Source organism: Bacillus sp. JJ1562 (assembly GCF_036962705.1).
Lineage (GTDB): Bacteria > Bacillota > Bacilli > Bacillales > Bacillaceae_L > Ferdinandcohnia.
This window is the reverse complement of the sequence record NZ_JBALOQ010000046.1, coordinates 17193-34727: the sequence shown is the minus strand read 5'-3', so window position 1 is coordinate 34727 and position 17535 is coordinate 17193. Positions and strand designations below refer to the sequence as shown.

Below are 17535 nucleotides of genomic sequence, written 5' to 3'. Positions count from 1 at the left end.
TAGTATCAAAGTCTTTCACATGCATTCACCGCTTTGGTGAGTTAATTAAAAAAATCAGGTAACTTCCGAAGGGAAGCTCCTGATTTGTGGACCACGGGGACGGTTCTCGTGGTTCCCATTTTTTGAGGAACCACAGGAACCGTCCCTATGGTCCTATCAATAGCCAGAATCCTCTGATGTAAGGTTGTCTAGCATTGTGTAATCATATTGCTGCAATGGCTTTTCTGCTGGACCTTCTAGAACCTCACCCGTATAGGAGAATCTTGATCCATGACAAGGGCAGTCCCATGATTTTTCACCATTGTTCCAATGGACTTCACAGCCTATATGGGTGCAGGTTGTGTCTACGATGTAGAGCTTACCATTCTCGTCTTTATAGGCTCCTTTTCGATGTCCATCAATCGAAATGACCGCACCTTCCCCATTCAGAATGTCAGCCACATTTTTTTTGGGCATTTCCATTTTTCCTTGCACTAAATGCTTGACCACTTTCGCATTGTTCACAAAGAAGTTTTTCAGAGATGGATGAGCATAGAATCGAGCAGGCGAATACATGTCACGATATGGGTTGTTTCTTTTTAGGATAATATCCCTAAATAATAATGCTGCAGCCGTACTGTTTGTCATGCCCCATTTACGAAAACCAGTTGCTACCAAAATATTTGGTTCACCAGTTGTTAGTTCCCCGATATATGGGATTTTGTCCAATGTTTGGAGGTCTTGTGCCGACCAACGGTATTGAACATCCTCTAATTCAAAAACCTGTTCACCAAACGTGCCTAATGCATTGTATTCTTCCATTGTGTCATTTCGATCCCCCGTTAGATGGCTGCCACCTGCAATTAAGACGTAATCTTCACCATTTTTTGTAGCGGATCGTAACGAACGGGTTGGCTTATCTGCACTAATATACATACCACCAGGAAAACTTTCCTTCACTTTAGTAGCAACTATGTATGAACGTGTTGCTTTCATTTTTGCTGAATAAAGGCCTGTTCCCTCATAAAATGGGAAATGAGAACAAGCAAGGACGAAACCAGCTTTAACTCGCTTATTCTCACGTGTGAGCACTGTCGGCTTTTCCCCGGTCTCTACATTCACTGCAACAGTATGTTCAAAAATGAGTCCACCTTTTTCTTTAATGATTTGAACAAGATGTGCTAAATATTTGACCGGATGGAACTGGGCTTGATTTTTCATAACAAGTGCGTTTTTGATATCAATTTTAAAAGGAATACTGTCTTCAAGACCTCCATCAATTCCTATTTTTTCATAGGCTTGCGCTTCTTTTTCGAGCTTTTGTTTGTACTCATCAGTAGTGGAATAAATGATTGCGTCTTGTTTACTAAAATCACAATCAATCTGGTGCTCTTCAACTGTTCGCTCGACAAATTTTATTGCATCTGTGTTTGCTTCATAGTAAAGTCTAGCCGTGCTTCTCCCGAAATTTGTGATGAATTCATCATAGATGAGCCCGTGCTGTGCGGTAACCTTGGCCGTTGTGTGACCTGATGTCCCATTGAGTAATTGATCCGCTTCTAACACCGCAACCTTCAGTCCCTCGTTGACTAAGACATAAGCAGATGTAAGACCGGTAATCCCCCCACCTACAATTACAACATCGACTTCAATGTCTTCCTCAAGCGGAGGAAATTCTGGAATGTCAACATCGACTCTCCATAATGGCTCGGGTGACTCAGGAAGCTTTTTCTCATTTGCCACAATAAACCCTCATTTCCTAAATAAGTAATTTTGCCATTAGGTTTTCCAGTAATTTGGGTATCATACATGAGTGAGTGGGAATTGGTGGTAGGTAGATTAAAAAATGTGGTCGATTAATAATTGGGTCTGTAATGAAGGACTTTGCTTTCTAATTCCGGCCTGGTTCGGGACTTCATCGAGGTTATGAAGGATTTTCCCGCCACATCTCCGCTTCGTTCGAGACTTCATCCAGCTTATGAAGAACTTTCCTGCCTCATCTTCGCTCCATTCGGGACTTCATCCAGCTTATGAAGGATTTTCCCGCCTCACCTTCGCTCCGTTCGGGTCTTCATCCAGCATATGAAGGATTTTCCCGCTTCACCATCTCTCCGTTCGGGTCTTCATCCAGCCTATGAAGGATCTTCCTGCCTCATCTTTACTCCGTTCGGGACTTCATCTTGGCTATGAAGAGCATTTCGGTCGCTCATCTGCGCAGTTTTCCTCTTCATCACGGCTATGAAATGGATTTCCGTATTTTTTTATCACTGTTTTACCCTTCATCGGAACTATGAAGAGGTATTCCGTCACTCTTATACGCAGTTTTACCTATCATCATGTACGGTCTGATGTTTTATTAGTTAGATTTAGTATATAAAGTAATAATCGCCCATGTAACAAAAAACCTCACCCAGAATGCTATCCAAAATTAATGGTAAAACTAACTTGAATCAAAAAAGGGGGTTCTCCTATGTCCACAAGCTTTTATCCGAAAGAAAATGTAAAGCATTTTGCGAAAATTAAGGACCTTGCGCCAGAACAGTTAAAAGCGATGAATGCTTTTGATGATGCAGTTATGAAAGAAGGAGCCTTATCAAAGAAGGAAAAGGAAATTATTGCAGTTGCGATTGCACATGTTACAGAGTGTCCTTATTGTATTGATGCACATACTAAAGGTGCGAAAAAAGCTGGTGCATCATTAGAAGAGTTAACCGAAGCTGTATTTGTTGTAGCTGCAATTGAAGCAGGAGGAGCTGTAACCCATAGCACGCATGTACATAATGCAAAAAATCAAGATGCTCCCGATACACTTTATGCCCGCTCAAATTTAAAACATCTTGGCCAATTAGGCAAGTTTGCCCCAGACGGTTTCAAATCATATGCAGCATTTAGTGCTACAGCAACAAAAGAAGGAAAATTAAGTAGTAAGTTTAAAGAAATCATAGCTGTAGCTGTTGCAAACGCAACTCAATGCCCATACTGCATTGATGTTCATTCAAAAAATGCGGTGAAGCTAGGAGCAACGAGTGAGGAACTTGCGGAAGCAATTTTGGTAACCGCTGCGCTTCGGGCAGGCGGTGCTTACGCCCATATAGCAAACCTTATTCAAAGCTTTGAAGAATAACTGGGTTTAAGGTCCCCAGCAACCGTTGGGGGTCTTATTTTTGTAATTGAAAATCACCCGCCCCCCACAGGACAGGTGATCACATTCATGACGTTACTTCTTTATTTTTCACAATACGTGATGTTAGCAACGGTACAACAAAGACGATTCCTAGCATCACAATAACCCCGACTATCGAATATAGAACCGGCATTCCAAACAGATTAATCGTTTTAAAGTCATCAAAAAATGGCTCGACGTTCATGAAATAGAGGAAGGAAAATTGGGAAACATCCTCTACCCAATTAGGGAGCTGAAGTGTTTCAACTAATAAGTATGGTATGGCAAAAATCGCACCATTGATGATAAGAGAAACCAATGCATTTTTACAAACGGATGATATTAGAACAATCATAACGGCAAAACTACATGCTCCTAGCAAATGGAATCCAAGCTGAAGAAAATGGTACTCTAGCATTGTGAAACTATAAGGTGAAAAATAGTATTTAAACATATACTGAATTGACGTATCCCAGCCACCATTACCGTACTGGATAAAATTCCACGCCAGATTGAAAATCTCCCACCCAATGACAACCAGAACCGTGTAAATTAACGCTGCACCAATTTTCGCTCGAAGTAGTGCACTTCTACCTTTTTTCGAGCTAAGAATATAATTATCTACTCCACTGCTATAATCCTGCGTATAAATAGTAGAAAGGCCAACCAACAGCATTGCTCCAGTGATTAGAATCGAAAAGAAACTCGCATAATCAATGATTTCTCCTGGCGCTTTATTATAGCCGAAATAAGATGTGTCAATTTCCATTAACATGGCTATTTGAAGTTCGCTATTATATTTAGTTTCCGATGAAAGCTCTTTAATTTTCTCCTTGGCATTCGTCTCTACTTGATTCCCCAATGCAATCGTTTCGTAGATTCCGTAAATTGTCCATTCCTGATCCGTTAACAGCTCAAATTCATCCAAATTTTCTATTTTTTTATTTAATGCTTCGCTTTCCTTGGCAACTAGTTCGAGCTTATCCTCTGTAACCATCCCTTCCCATGGCTCATACAATTCTTTCTCTTGATGAGCACCAGGATAATATGTAAACCCCGTCGAGAACACAAGCAATAGAAGAAATACAATATAGACCATTCTTTGCTTAAAAATTTTATATAACTCAAATTTCAACAACTCCATTTATGCCACCTCCTCATCAAAGTAGTAGAGATATAAATCCTCTAAGTTTGGATGTTCATGTATAGCACTTAAATGAGGTTTGACGTCACTCAAAATACGAAGCTGGAAGTTGTCCCCGACCCGTGCGATATTGCCAACCTTATAAATCGATTGGAATCTTTTAATCTCAGACTCATTCTGAACTGTAACCGACCATACTTTGTCTTCGATTCCTTTTAACAGCTGCTGTGGTGTTTGCTTCTGGACGAGATGACCCGATTTTAAAATCAACACTTCCTTTGCTATGAACTCAATATCTGAGACAATATGTGTGGATAACAGGACAATTCGATTTGTAGAGATTTGCGATAAAAGGTTCCGGAAACGGATTCTTTCTTTTGGGTCAAGGCCCGCTGTCGGCTCATCCACGATTAAAATCTTCGGGTCGTTCAACAAAGCCTGAGCAATGCCAACACGACGCTTCATTCCCCCTGAAAACTTCCCTACTTTTTTCTTCGCTTGATCAGCTAGCCCAACCAAATCCAATGTTTCTGCAACCTTCACCTTGGCATCTTCCTTCGTTAGCCCCTTTAAGGTTGCAATATATAGTAGAAATTTTTCAGCCGTAAAATTTTTATACAATCCAACATGCTGTGGCAAGTAGCCGATGACATCTCGATACCGGTAATCCAGCACCGCTATATCCTGACCATCTAGCAAAACTCTTCCTGAGCTTGGTTTCATCACACTGGCGAGTATCCGCATTAATGTTGTCTTCCCTGAACCATTTGCTCCTAAAATCCCGTATACTCCAGTTGTAAATTCTAATTGAATGGAGTCCAGGGCCTTTTTATCATCAAAGACTTTCGATACATTCTCAATTGTTAAATTCATAAGAAATACCCCTTTTGTAAATATTGATCATTTTTACAACGATAAAAATCGATGCAGCAATAGTTATCAAAATATAAACCAATCCTGAAATGGTTTCGATTCTTTCGATGACATCATTTTTTGTCATTATCACTACAGTTACTGTCCAAAGGACAAGTCCACCGGTAAAATTGTATGCTTGTCGATACTTAGAGGCTACAACTAACATGATCGCTGCAATGATAGTAAAAGGTGTGGCCCAATAAAGAAGCAATTTTCCAATCATAACCTCAGGTAAAAGGATTGCTAAGCTAATGGTTAAAAGGACATTTAATGCGACATTAAAGGCTCCTACGACTACCATTCTAGATAGGATAATTTCCTGAAGGCTAAATTTAAATGTCATCTCTAATTCAGCCATTTCGGTATTACTACTCTTAATCACCTCGATAAACCCAATAATCGTTGGGAGTGGTGCAACATACAGCATAATGATATAGGGGTCTATTTTGTAAAAAAGGACAGATAATACCCCGAGTAGTAAAAATAAAAGATTTAAACCCCAGAACAATGATGAGAAATAAAAGACTTCTCTTGTTGAATGTTTTAATACAGTAGTTATACTGGCAAAAATTGTTTCCCATTTGCTCTCTTTCGTTGGTGCATATGGTCTCATCGCATCAATAGTCATCATGATTTCAGTTTCACTTGGGAATTCCACATCAAATTCATCGAGAGACATTCCTAATTCCTTTTCCAATTCAAAAATCTCATCATCGAAATTATCGTTTTGTCTGTTGTTGTTCATATCCCTCACCTCTTTCTAAAGCTGCTGCTAGTTTTCCTAAGCCCTGCTTCAGCCTTGATTTAACAGTCGATACATTCGCTTTCGTAACATCCGCGATCTCCTGAATTTTCATGTCATGATAGTATTTCAGAATCACGGCCTCCCGTTGTATATCTGGTAGACTATTAATCGCTGCCTTCACCTGCTCCCTCGTTTTCTTTCGTTCAAATATGTAGGGAACATTACTTTTTTCACTTTTGATCGTTTCCTGAAGCTCTGTTTGCTTGGAGCTTTGCTTATAATCAGCACTTCTCCAGTAATCGCGACAATGATTGACGGCGATTGTATAGAGCCAACTTTTAAAGCTACCTTTATTTGAATATGACTTGATTCGTTGCATCATTTTTATAAAAATTTCCTGTGTCAGATCATATGCCATTTCCTTGTTTCCCACTTTTCGATAAACAAAGGCATAGATGGATTTATAGTACTTTCTTGTCAAAACCTCCATCGCTGCCTGACTACCTTGCAGGATTTCCTCAATTAGTTCCTGATCCTCGGGCATTTTCATCACCTCATTCATTAAGACGAAAAGATTTAAAAAAGGATTTATTTATTGTAAAAAAAGTTTCTGCTTAAATTATCCTTATTGAAATTGAAGCTTGCAATAGGGAAGTTTGGATAACGCAAAAAAGCACCCATCCAAAATTGGACAGGTGCTAGGGTTCAGATTCTATCTACATAAAATACTCCATCACTAAATACACAATCAGACATAGGAGTGATCCCGTTAAAAATGGACTTATCTTGAGTATTGCTTTTTCATGTCTTGGTTTGTAGCTTCCTAGAAATGTATTAAAAACGGCAACCTCTGAGTTTTTTGTAAAGATATCACCCGAGGAGCCCATTAGAAATGCGAATAGGATAAAGAAACAAGAACCGAAAAACATGGTAGTTAACAGATTTGCATCTAAATAAAGGGAAATCCCAAACAGGATTACTACCTCAACGACAGTAATCAGAAGCGCAAATGCTATGTGTCGTACCACTGTTCATCCCCCCTTCCCCAAACTGCTCATACCATTACATACGAATTAGAATGAGAAAAGTTTCGGAATACTTTGTATCATACTATTCAGCTTTTTTATCATTTAGTCCGAGCCGGACATGTTTTTCATCTCTCATGCAATATTTACATTGCCCACGACGACGATAATAGTAGGAAATAGTAGCAAGTCCTAGAGCTACTCCCCAAGGTATCCATGTCAGCATCGGTCCAATTGTCCCTCCTAGTTCACTTAACAGGATTCCTCCAGCTGGGACGAATTGTAACTTTAGCGCGAAAAAGCCCAAGGTAAAAATAAAACCAGCTGATGTCAAAGCGATCGCCATAATAGATGCCGGAATAACAGCCATTAGAACTGGTACACTCTTGCCCCCAATAAAAGGAATCCATCGTGGAAATACTTCTCCCCACTTTTGAATTAATCCTAATGTTAAAAGTCCTCCTCCAAAACATAACCCTGCAAAGACCCATTCTGTTAAAGTAGCCATCGGGTTCATTTTTACCATTTCTTCTAAGAATTGATCCCCCACACCAAGAGGAATTCCTAATGCCCAGGTAATTCTTGATACTGCATATGGCAATGGAGCAAGTGCAGCTATGATTGTGAGCCACTTTGCCCATCTGATTAAAACAAACGGCTGACTACTTTCTTTTCCTCCACAGTGCATGCATGCATTTCGTACCTTTCGTTGATAAGAAACAGCTGCAAAAATCCACAATAATGCACCAATTATGCAAATAATTTGATTCAATACCTCCCAGTTAAATGGAAACATAAATAAAAATGTATAAGCAATAGACGCAATCAATCTGAAATCAGGTATAAAAAGGAGCAAGAAAACTGCAAACGCCCAAGAAAAAATAATGATAAACCATTTTGGAATCATTTTTCCCCAAGGACGATTCATAGCTAAACTAACAATTAATCCGAGAAAACAAAGAACACAAAAAAACAAACTGCCTGCTTGAATTGGCAGATAAGTAAATAAGGCTGAAAAGACTCCAATTTCTGGCTCATGATGAAAGGGATAGCCTTCGCCTCCTTGTAACCAGTAAAAATGCATCATTCCATAAAGAACTGACCAAAAACACGCTGCATAACCTACCCAGGAATACCATTTTGTCATGAGTCTCCCGCGATTATTATCTACCTTTTGAGTACTAATCTCCATATGAACACAATCCTTTCTATTTGTTACTCATAAAAAGGATAAACTTTAAAGCTGTTCATTAAGGTGACTTCAAGTTTAAGAATTGTTTAAGTTTTCATACTCAAATAATGGCTGGTTCCCTCTGTAGAAGTGGAAGTCTCCCACTCTAGGTTCATTTCCTTAACCATGAGTGAAACAATCGATAATCCAATTCCAGCCCCTTTATCTTCAGATTCTTTATCTAGGCCTGCACCCTTGTCCTTTACAACAATAAAGGTTGCTCCATGCTGTTCCACTGTTTGCATTCCAATATAATGCCCTGATCGAGCATGTCGAATGACATTTTGTATTAAGTTATCCAAAATACTTTTAAACCAAATAGGGTCTACCTTCCATATCAGCGATTTTTCCGGTAAATCAATATCTATTTCAAAACTTAACTGTTCAAATATAGGATACCATTCCGCTATAACTTTCCTAACCTCATCCAATATATCCGTATCGCGCATATCGATGGGGTGTTTACCAGCTGAAAGCAGATTATAGGAAAGTAGATTATTGATCATTTTATCCATATCATCTAGTTTGTTTTCAACAATTTGAAGTGATTCTATTTCTGCAGATGATGCTCGATACTTCTTTACGGAATATACATGCTGTCTCATGACTGTTAAAGGTGTTCGTAGGTCATGAGATATATTGGCGATCAGCTGTTTTCTGAGATTTTCTTCCTCATTCTCCCTCTCTCGGCTACTCTTCAACTGGTTAATCATTTCGTTAAAAGAACCTTCCAGCCTTCCAATCTCGTCCACTTTTCTAATCACTACTTCATCAGGAATGCCTTCATTACCCGTTTCGGTCATCGCCATTTGAAGCTTAACAAGCCTTTTGCGTATATTAAAAAAGAAAAACCAAGAGATTAATAGAAATGCTCCACTAATGGAGATAAAAAATATCAAGAATGGAAAGTCTTCGTATAGAGAAATACTGCCTAGATTTGTATCAGTGATCGGAACTTGAAAAACCATAACCCCTTGCCTAGGATCATTTCCAATTAACGCCGTAATGGTATATATTTTTTGAGGGTCCTTGTTCTGTAAAAAAGTATCCACATGAAATTTACTTTCCTCCATAAATACAAGGGAATCGATAAATGTCCAATTTTCAGGAATTGCGGAAGACTGATTTCCGATAAATCTAGATTCGCCTCTTCCATTTATCCAGAAAACCTCGGCCTTTGGATATTTCTTTTTTATAGACTGAAGACGGTGATGAATGACCTCCTCTTCATGTCCATCTAATTCAGCTGCCTCTCGTTTCCATATCTCTTCAATTTCTTCTGGATTGTACAATTCTTTATTGAACAGGAGCGGAGAATAATAAATGGCTGGAATAAGTGGAATAAGAACTAAAGCAAATAAAATAAGAATCAAATACCTTGTCATTAAAGATTGAATGATATTCATGATCTCATCCTATAACCAATCCCCCGGATTGTTTCGATAATTTGCGGATTGCTTGCGTCCAACTCAATTTTTTCCCGCAAGTGGCGGATGTGGACCATTAATGTTTTATCCCCTTCAATATATGGATCACCCCAAACCGCTTCGTAGATTTGTTTTTTCGTCAATATATGATTCATGTGGTCTAGTAAATACATAAATATATGAAATTGTTTCCCCGTCAAAACGATGTCTGCATTCGTATTTGTATTCAAAATACGGTTTGCCTTCTGATCTATATGCAAGTGCATGACCTGAATAATTTCTGGGGAAACGACTCCTAATCGCCTTACTAAAACTTGAATGCGTGCCGCTAACTCATCAGGATGGTAGGGCTTTGTTATATAATCATCCGCGAAAGTGAGTCCATGTAACTTATCTTCCATTGAAGTTCTTGCCGATAACATCAAGACTGGCGTATTCGGGTACTTCTGCTTTAGACGCTGACCGATTGTATATCCATCTAAACCAGGAAGCATAATATCCAAAATAACGAGATCCACCCGCTCCATATGCTTCATTGCCTCATGACCAGATGTTATCCAAATAACTTCATATCCACATTCTGTTAAAAATTCACTTACCCATGATCCAATTTCTTGATCATCTTCTATATGCAAAACCGTTAACTTCATATACTAGGTCACTCCTCTCATTAGATAAAAAAAGGAAAATTCCACCTAATTTTACCATGCTATCCTAATAATTTATCAAACTATTTTAAATCAATCGACATTTAAAAACTAATTTTATCAGTGAAATCAAAAATGATAGACGATGCGAAAAGTGTTGTTAATAGAAAGACTATGCTTAAATAAAGGATAGCACCCCGTCTAAAAGTGGATTGTTGTACCCCAGAGGCTTGTGCATAATGAGCAGCAGTCAAGCCAGCCATTATACCTAAAAAGCAAAATATAGGTTCATAGACTAATAAGTCCCATAAAGCTAGGGAACGAACATCTACTTCAACAAATCCAGGGAAATCCATTGTAATGAAACCTGCCAGCAGAAGTACTTTTGTCATTATTCCACTTACTCCATGCGCAAGTAAAAAGGCTGTACCTAAAAGAGTGGGAGTCAATAAAATAAGCGGATGAATTTTTCTGCCTCCAATCAACGGTATCTTTATCGGAACAATCCTACTCCAAGGCTTTATAAGCGCAATCAAAGCAAATCCACAAAACATGATGGTAAGACCTGCCATATAACTTCCCTTGTAAAATAGTGCAGGATCTTTTATTTTCCCCGTCATACCAATCGTGCCGCCAGCAGCATGATAAAATCGGACGAAAACCGCATATATAAAAGCAATAAAACAGCCAATGTATGCTGGCCATACAGACGATTTTGTAAAGCGTTCAAAACGTTCAAAAATAGGTTTTTTACTGAAATTTACTTCTTGCATATCTGCTTATCCCACCATTTCCGTACTATTTTTGTTTGGTTTCACTTTTCTCTTTAAACCCAAATAACCTCACATTCATTTTAATGATCGAAAGTTAAATGAAAGTGAGGTCATCTTTAAGTTCTGTTTAAATTTTTTATATGTTTTTTTGAGTTTTCTTTTTACAATCAGCCATTAATATTATAAATATTTCAATCCTGTTATAAATATTAAAAAGAGCGCATAATGTTTCTTTTTCGTACGATTAACTTTATAATGCACACTAGATGATTTTTCTTAGGGGAAAATTATACTTCTAGCTTAAGGAAGGAGATCGACCATGAAAAAAATGATGATGTTTACACTAATAACCGCTCTAATGGCCGTTGTTTTAGTAGCATGCGGAGGAAATGAAGAAGCTAAAAATAATGATAAAGCAAAAACAACGGAAACCGATCAGCAGAAGGATCAGCAAAAGCAAATGGAAGAAATGCAAAAGAAATTAGAAGCACAGCAAATAGATGAAAAGAAAACTGTTGCTATAGTGAATGATAAAGAAATTCTAGGAAGCACCTATAATAGCACTTTACCAACTATACAAGTACAAATGCAGGAAATGGGACAAGACCCCACATCTAAAGAAGCTGCAAAGCAAATCAAAGACCAAACTATTGACAGCTTAGTCGTACAAACTCTTCTTCTTCAAGAGGCAGATAAAAAAAACTATAAAGCTTCAGAGGCAGATATTAAAAAGCAGCTGGACGAAATAAAAAAACAATTTAAAACAGAAAAAGAATTCGAATCAGCTCTTGAAAAATCCAATATGGATATGCAAATACTTGAAACTCAAATAGCTGACGATATTAAACTTAGACAGTACGTTGAGAAAGAAATGCCGGTTGGTGAAATAACCGATGAAGAAATTCAAAAAATGTATGATCAATATGCGGAACAGGGGAAGAGTACTGGACAAGAAATTCCCAAGCTTGAAGAAATAAAACCGCAAATCGAACAATCTCTTCAACAGGAAAAACAGCAGGAAAAACTCGCTCAGCAGGTTGAAGAGTTAAAGAAAAATGCGAAGATTGATATTAAGATTTAAGATGTTACACACAAAAATGAACAGCTCATGGGGTCGTTGCCAGATGTCCCTGACTAATAACAAAAGACCATCAAATTCAGATATAATTTGATGGTCTTTTTACATTACATTTTTTATGTTTGCGACAGGTATTGGAACTCGTTAACTGTCACCCTTCCTCTTTTTCTATATTTCTTTAATTTTTCTTCCCAGCATGATTTGGTTTTCCAGTTTCATCTGCATGGTCAGGTTTCCCTGTTTCTTTTGAATGATCTGGTGCTTTCCCTTGATTGTAGGAAAGTCCAAATCCAAACCAGTATTCATGTCCAGCTTTGTTTTTATATACATAGGATGGGTCTTCTTCATATCCAGGAATGTCACCATTTTCATTCGCCACTGCCTCTTCGTCAGCAGGAACTGTAAATGGAAGCTTTCCTGTTGGATTAAATTTACCACGAATCACATCTACTAAAGCTTCAGCCTTTACTCCAAATGTGCTAATAACAGCTGCTGCATTTGGCTCGATTTCATCAATTAACCATGGATTAGTCATGTGAATCGCTGTAATGGTAGGAACTGTTTTTTGAATGTCTACGATGCGATTCACATCTGCAATTCCTGTTTCAGGTCCTAATTTAATAGAAGGATTTGCAGTTGTATTGTTTGGATGTACCCAAACTAATGCATGTGTTGCATCTTCAAGATTATCTACAACCTGAATCGATTTATCATAGTTTGCAATCTTTTCTCTTAAAGCATCAGTACTGCCTGCAGCATTATTTCTTGTGAATACTTCAACATAAAGCTTAACCTTCTTGATTTGACCATTATTTATTGGAAGTAGTTTTTCGTCATTACGTAAAAGAACGACTGATTTACGATGTGCTTCATCTGCAATCTTTTGAGATTCAGGGTTAGACGCAACCTTAACTGCATTTTCAGGATCCACATAAGGGTCTTCAAATAAGCCTAATTGCATCATTTCTTTGACTAAAAATCTAACTGAATCATCCACAAATGTGATTAATTCTGAATCTGCATTGATTGCATCGATTAAGTAAGTTGGATCCGCTTCGCCAGAGAATATATTAACTCCTGCTTTTAATGCATACCCAAATCTTTCAGCACGTGTTAAGTCTTCAACACCCCAAGGCATTGCTGTTGTGATTCCAGTATCGGTGTTCACATAACCTTTGAATCCAAGCTGTTCACGTAATAGGTCGCCAATAATCGCTTTATTATAAGCAAAACCAACCTCTTCAAATGGTTCACCAGTGCCTAGTTGATCTGCTGCACTATTTGCATTGCTTGGGTAAGCATAATAAGGCATGATTGATGTAGTACCTGCTTCAATAGCAGCTTTGAACGGAGGGATATGGTACTTAAGTAAGCTACCCTCTGTTGGATATGGATTAAAGTTCCCATCTAAGTAGTGTGGGTCCTTACCGTCATCACGTGCTCCGCCACCTGGGAAATGCTTTGTTGTTAAAGATACACTAGTTGAGCTTAATTGATCTCCTTGATAGCCTTTCACAATCGCATAAATCATATCTGCCGCAAGCTCTGGGTGTTCACCAAATGTTCCATTTGTTCTTCCCCAGATTGGGTCTGTAATGATATCAGCCATGTACATGTAGCCCTTCTGGATTCCAGAAGCTCTCCATTCTTTAGCAGCAATTTGACCGAATTCCTTAACCAACTTAGCATCTCTTGTAGCTGCTAAACCAAGTTCACCCGGCCATACTGAAAATACTCCACTTGCTTCCGCAAACCCAAATGCCAAGTTATTGTTGATATGGTTTCGTGGATTAGACGTCATCACAACCGGAATTCCTAATCTTGAGCCTTCTGCTACTTCTTGGAGTTCATTGGTCCATTGTGCTAATACATCAGCCTTTGGATTATCGCGAATGATGAAATAGCGTAAATTTCGCTCAAGAATCCCTTTTGTCGCTGCAGATGCGTCTAATACAGGTGCATCAAATTCATAATTCGGGTCACCAGGTTGTGCCCACATATTTGTTTCACTCCATGTATCTGTTTCACAAAGTAATGTACCCTCTTCCGCAGGGCATCTACTTCCGCCAAAGCCACCACCTTGCATAAACTGGGAGGATATTAGCATTAAACCTGCTTTTTCTTCAACCGTCATTTGCTCTAGTAAATCTTCTACTCTATCTTCTACTGGTAGTCTCCAGTCTTCATATGTATCTAGTTGTCCATTCGAATTTAAATCTTTAAATTCTTTGCCATCTACCGTTAAAATTTCTTTTGCTTTTGTTTCTACTTCCTTAATGATTTCATTTTTCTTTCCTGCTTCATTCCCTTTTGCACTAACCTGAGGAATGACAAGAGGAACGAAAAATAGTACAGCTAGGAATACAATCATAATCTTTTTCCATTTGGACGATTTCGCCATCATACTCTCCCTTTCTTCTACAAAAAATGATCATTAATCTGTTTCGACATCTATCCCCCTTTTTCTATGATGTAACCCCTTTCAAATTAAAGTATTTACTATGTAGCTAGTGAAATATATTAGTATACTTTAATGATAATAGAATAGCACCGGGAAAAAATATAGTAAATCATACTTTCTGATTATTTTTACAATTCATACTTCTTGACCATTTCGACAAAATCCAAGTAAAACAACCCGTCCTTTAGCACTATATCTTTAGTCATGCTAGCTTAACAAAAAAATAGCCTGTCTCCCTTTTATCGTTGGGAAACAGGCCATAATTTTTAGATTGCCTTCACCATTCCACCGTCAACTAAGTAGGCTTGTCCGGTCATATAGGTGTTAGCATCAGATACTAAAAATGTAACGAAGTTTGCGAATTCTTCAGGTGTACCATAGCGTTTTAACGGGATTGTTTCTTTGAACATGTGTTCAACTTCTTCAATCGGCTTTCCAAGTTTTTCCGCATTCACTTGATCCAAATGAGCCACCCGGTCTGTTGCAATTCGTCCAGGTGCGACTGTATTAATTAGGATATTATGTTGTGCTAATTCATCAGCTAATGTTTTTGATAAACCTACAATTCCTAGGCGAAAAGTATTAGAAAGAATCAAACCAGGAAGTGGCATTTTGATAGAGGAAGATGCAATATTGATGATTTTTCCGCCATTTTTTTGCATATATGGTAGAGTTCCTCGAATCATTCGAATATAACTTAATAGATTTAATTCAAATGCACCCTGCCAAGCTTCATCATCTAACTGATCAAATGTTCCTGCTGGGGGCCCCCCTGCATTGTTGATAAGAATATCAATTGTTCCAAACGTATCTACTGTATTTTTTATTAAAGCTTCAATGTCTTCGTTTTTCGTGATATCTGTTTGAAGGTAAGAAACTTTGCCCTTGTTGATTGCCATAAGTTCTTCCTGGACAGCTATTAATTTGTCTTCACTACGACTTGCGAGCATGACATTTGCGCCTTCATTAACAAGCTGGGTCGCGATTGCTTTTCCGAGTCCTTGACTAGATGCCACTACAATGGCTGTTTTTCCATTTAAATTTAAATCCATAGGTATATCACTCCTTAGATTGAGACTATTCTTTAATATTAGCTCACTTTTATCGTTTTGTGTTAATCTTTGGATAATTGTTCCCTAACTCTGGAGATATGTGCCCTATCCTCCAATAATTGTTCCCTAACCTCGAATAATTGCGACCTAAGTACATGTAATTCTGCCCTAACTCAAAATAATTGTGCCCTACAGAAAAAAGGCCATCCCCAATAAAAAGAGCTGACCCTACTCATCTATTTCGACACGGAAACCCCGACTTGCTTATCAACCCGTGGTTTTCGTTCAAAAATTTGCGTTCCTAATAAAACACCAATGACAATTAAAATGAATCCAACTAACTGAATCAATTTGAAAGCTTCATTTAAAAATAACACAGATCCAATTAGTGAAAAGAATGGTGAGAGGTTTAAGAAAATAGCAGTCTCACCTGCTCCAAGCTGCGAAATGGCAAAGTTATAGCACAGATTTCCGATTCCAGTCGAGATAATGGCCGATGCAATGAAAACCACCCACACATAAGAAGGAGCAGCTCCAATTTTATGGATTGATTGACTCTCTATGGCAAAGCTTAACATGACCAAAAAGCCAGCACCCATTAATAACGCATAACAGGTAATCGTCTTAGGGCTCAATGTATAGGATGCTTTTCGGATAAAAATGAAGCTTAGTGCTTGCGCAATGACCGATAAAAATATGTAAAAATCACCACTTGATAGCTTCGTAAAAGATCCTCCACCAAGAACCAAAATAAAGTAAATGCCAGTTATTCCAAAGAACACTCCACACATTTTTAAAAGAGTCATTTTAGCTTTTAAGAATAGTACCGCTAAAACATTGGTAACAAGCGGTATTAAGGCTAGAATGGATGCGCCGTTTGTGGCACTTGTGTTGACCAAGCCGATGGATAGTAGAGCTTGGTGGCCAAATATTCCCGTTAAGGCACTCAGTGCGACATACCCGAATTCATGTAGGCTCATTTTTTGCAGGTCCTTTTTTACATACAAAAAGACAAATATCACGAGGCCAGCTGCAAGAATTCGTAGACCGGTAATGGTAAACGGAGGAAAGTTTTCAACCAATATTTTGATTGCGACAATATTGAGCCCCCATGCCATCATCACAAATAACAAAATGCCGTATAAAAAATGTTTCTGCACACACATCCATCCAATCTGATGTCGATACTTTAATGCATTCTATTATACTTCATTTCTATTGAAAAAAGGCTCAAAAAAAGAAAAAGGCCGGAGGAGCACAACGCGTGTCTCCTACCGGACAAATCCTTTTTTCAATAAATTCATTTCCGTCATAAAGTTTTTCAATGCAATATCACGAGGCAAATCATGAGCAAATGTATGGATTAAATTGCGTAGCATGACCGATGTAATGATTTGCAAAGCATGAAATAACTCCAATTCGTCTGAGACATTCAGTTTGCTCATGTTAATCCGAGAGCAGAGCACTTTAAAATTTTCATTGATTTCATGTTCACTCGTCATTTTGTCAAATGTTTGCTCAATTTTATGGGTCATGTTAAGCAATGCATTTTTTAAGAATGTCAGGTTTTCATCTTCCTCTAAGAACAGTTCGAAAAAGTCGATAAATGTTTGAAACATATCACCTTCATCCTTTTCGAGCATGTAAAGAAACGCTTCCTTCTTTTCTTTGGCAAACTCACCTAATAAAAAGAAAAAGGCATCCTCCTTGTCCTCAAAATATTGATAAAAGCTGCCGCGGGAGATTCCGGCAGTTTTGATGATGTTCGAAATCGAAGCGTCAAACAAAGGGACACTTGAAAATTCCTTTTTAGCCGCATCAATTAAAGTTTGTTTTTTATCCTCAGGTAAATTAAAAAATGTAAGTTTAGGCATTTCCACCCTTCCCTTTTCGTT

The 17535-nt window shown here is 38.1% G+C and carries 16 protein-coding genes; 2 read left to right on the top strand and 14 right to left on the bottom strand.

The window, feature by feature from the left end:
* Positions 1–156: 156 nt before the first annotated feature.
* On the bottom strand, positions 157–1722 hold the full coding sequence (locus tag V7097_RS21870; protein WP_335705756.1) for an FAD-dependent oxidoreductase: 1566 nt from the start codon (positions 1720–1722) through the stop codon (positions 157–159).
* A gap of 727 nt (positions 1723–2449) precedes the next feature.
* Between V7097_RS21870 and V7097_RS21865 the strand changes: the two genes are divergently transcribed.
* Positions 2450–3103, top strand: a complete 654-nt coding sequence (locus V7097_RS21865; protein WP_335705755.1) for a carboxymuconolactone decarboxylase family protein — start codon at positions 2450–2452, stop codon at positions 3101–3103.
* A gap of 85 nt (positions 3104–3188) precedes the next feature.
* Here the strand turns inward: V7097_RS21865 and V7097_RS21860 are convergent, their stop codons facing one another.
* The 9 genes from V7097_RS21860 to V7097_RS21820 all read right to left on the bottom strand — a co-directional run bounded on the left by V7097_RS21860 (position 3189) and on the right by V7097_RS21820 (position 11049).
* Positions 3189–4286: a hypothetical protein gene (locus V7097_RS21860; protein ID WP_335705754.1), complete on the bottom strand. Its 1098-nt coding sequence runs from the start codon at positions 4284–4286 to the stop codon at positions 3189–3191.
* Positions 4287–5159 carry an ABC transporter ATP-binding protein gene (locus V7097_RS21855; protein ID WP_335705753.1) on the bottom strand — a complete coding sequence of 291 codons (873 nt, stop codon included), beginning with the start codon at positions 5157–5159 and terminating at the stop codon, positions 4287–4289.
* Positions 5143–5946 carry a hypothetical protein gene (locus tag V7097_RS21850; RefSeq protein ID WP_335705752.1) on the bottom strand — a complete coding sequence of 268 codons (804 nt, stop codon included), beginning with the start codon at positions 5944–5946 and terminating at the stop codon, positions 5143–5145. Before V7097_RS21850 ends, V7097_RS21855 begins: the two co-directional genes overlap by 17 nt.
* Complete coding sequence (locus V7097_RS21845) at positions 5921–6490, bottom strand: RNA polymerase sigma factor (RefSeq protein WP_335705751.1); 570 nt, start codon at positions 6488–6490, stop codon at positions 5921–5923. Before V7097_RS21845 ends, V7097_RS21850 begins: the two co-directional genes overlap by 26 nt.
* A 172-nt stretch (positions 6491–6662) precedes the next feature.
* The gene (locus V7097_RS21840) at positions 6663–6974 is read right to left on the bottom strand and encodes a hypothetical protein (RefSeq protein WP_335705750.1); all 312 of its coding nucleotides are present in this window, start codon (positions 6972–6974) and stop codon (positions 6663–6665) included.
* An 82-nt stretch (positions 6975–7056) separates the two neighbouring features.
* Complete coding sequence (locus tag V7097_RS21835; protein WP_335705749.1) at positions 7057–8163, bottom strand: hypothetical protein; 1107 nt, start codon at positions 8161–8163, stop codon at positions 7057–7059.
* An 86-nt stretch (positions 8164–8249) separates the two neighbouring features.
* The gene (locus tag V7097_RS21830) at positions 8250–9608 is read right to left on the bottom strand and encodes a sensor histidine kinase (protein ID WP_335705748.1); all 1359 of its coding nucleotides are present in this window, start codon (positions 9606–9608) and stop codon (positions 8250–8252) included.
* Positions 9605–10279, bottom strand: coding sequence for a response regulator transcription factor (locus V7097_RS21825; protein ID WP_335705747.1), 675 nt, complete (start codon positions 10277–10279; stop codon positions 9605–9607). The genes V7097_RS21830 and V7097_RS21825 overlap by 4 nt, the downstream gene beginning before the upstream one ends.
* Positions 10280–10380: 101 nt before the next feature.
* Positions 10381–11049, bottom strand: a complete 669-nt coding sequence (locus tag V7097_RS21820; protein ID WP_335705746.1) for a DUF3995 domain-containing protein — start codon at positions 11047–11049, stop codon at positions 10381–10383.
* 319 nt (positions 11050–11368) lie between these two features.
* On the opposite strand from V7097_RS21820, the gene V7097_RS21815 reads away from it, so the two are divergent.
* Positions 11369–12130 carry a SurA N-terminal domain-containing protein gene (locus V7097_RS21815; RefSeq protein ID WP_335705745.1) on the top strand — a complete coding sequence of 254 codons (762 nt, stop codon included), beginning with the start codon at positions 11369–11371 and terminating at the stop codon, positions 12128–12130.
* Between the two features lie 175 nt (positions 12131–12305).
* Here V7097_RS21815 and V7097_RS21810 read toward each other — a convergent pair whose 3' ends face one another.
* The 4 genes from V7097_RS21810 to V7097_RS21795 all read right to left on the bottom strand — a co-directional run bounded on the left by V7097_RS21810 (position 12306) and on the right by V7097_RS21795 (position 17514).
* Entirely contained in the window at positions 12306–14528 is a 2223-nt protein-coding gene (locus V7097_RS21810) for a glycoside hydrolase family 3 protein (RefSeq protein WP_335705744.1), read from the bottom strand.
* 326 nt (positions 14529–14854) lie between these two features.
* Entirely contained in the window at positions 14855–15640 is a 786-nt protein-coding gene (locus tag V7097_RS21805) for an SDR family oxidoreductase (protein WP_335705743.1), read from the bottom strand.
* A gap of 236 nt (positions 15641–15876) precedes the next feature.
* Positions 15877–16800, bottom strand: coding sequence for a DMT family transporter (locus V7097_RS21800; protein ID WP_335705742.1), 924 nt, complete (start codon positions 16798–16800; stop codon positions 15877–15879).
* Positions 16801–16911: 111 nt separating this feature from the next.
* Positions 16912–17514, bottom strand: coding sequence for a TetR/AcrR family transcriptional regulator (locus V7097_RS21795; protein WP_335705741.1), 603 nt, complete (start codon positions 17512–17514; stop codon positions 16912–16914).
* Between the last annotated feature and the right edge of the window lie 21 nt (positions 17515–17535).

Excerpts from the sequence above, each read along its gene's own strand:
- V7097_RS21865 (WP_335705755.1), top strand. The coding sequence starts at position 2,450 with ATGTCCACAAGCTTTTATCCGAAAGAAAATGTAAAGCATTTTGCGAAA.
- V7097_RS21860 (WP_335705754.1), bottom strand. The coding sequence starts at position 4,286 with ATGGAGTTGTTGAAATTTGAGTTATATAAAATTTTTAAGCAAAGAATG.
- V7097_RS21855 (WP_335705753.1), bottom strand. The coding sequence starts at position 5,159 with ATGAATTTAACAATTGAGAATGTATCGAAAGTCTTTGATGATAAAAAG.
- V7097_RS21850 (WP_335705752.1), bottom strand. The coding sequence starts at position 5,946 with ATGAACAACAACAGACAAAACGATAATTTCGATGATGAGATTTTTGAA.
- V7097_RS21845 (WP_335705751.1), bottom strand. The coding sequence starts at position 6,490 with ATGCCCGAGGATCAGGAACTAATTGAGGAAATCCTGCAAGGTAGTCAG.
- V7097_RS21835 (WP_335705749.1), bottom strand. The coding sequence starts at position 8,163 with ATGGAGATTAGTACTCAAAAGGTAGATAATAATCGCGGGAGACTCATG.
- V7097_RS21830 (WP_335705748.1), bottom strand. The coding sequence starts at position 9,608 with ATGAATATCATTCAATCTTTAATGACAAGGTATTTGATTCTTATTTTA.
- V7097_RS21825 (WP_335705747.1), bottom strand. The coding sequence starts at position 10,279 with ATGAAGTTAACGGTTTTGCATATAGAAGATGATCAAGAAATTGGATCA.
- V7097_RS21820 (WP_335705746.1), bottom strand. The coding sequence starts at position 11,049 with ATGCAAGAAGTAAATTTCAGTAAAAAACCTATTTTTGAACGTTTTGAA.
- V7097_RS21815 (WP_335705745.1), top strand. The coding sequence starts at position 11,369 with ATGAAAAAAATGATGATGTTTACACTAATAACCGCTCTAATGGCCGTT.
- V7097_RS21810 (WP_335705744.1), bottom strand. The coding sequence starts at position 14,528 with ATGGCGAAATCGTCCAAATGGAAAAAGATTATGATTGTATTCCTAGCT.
- V7097_RS21805 (WP_335705743.1), bottom strand. The coding sequence starts at position 15,640 with ATGGATTTAAATTTAAATGGAAAAACAGCCATTGTAGTGGCATCTAGT.
- V7097_RS21795 (WP_335705741.1), bottom strand. The coding sequence starts at position 17,514 with ATGCCTAAACTTACATTTTTTAATTTACCTGAGGATAAAAAACAAACT.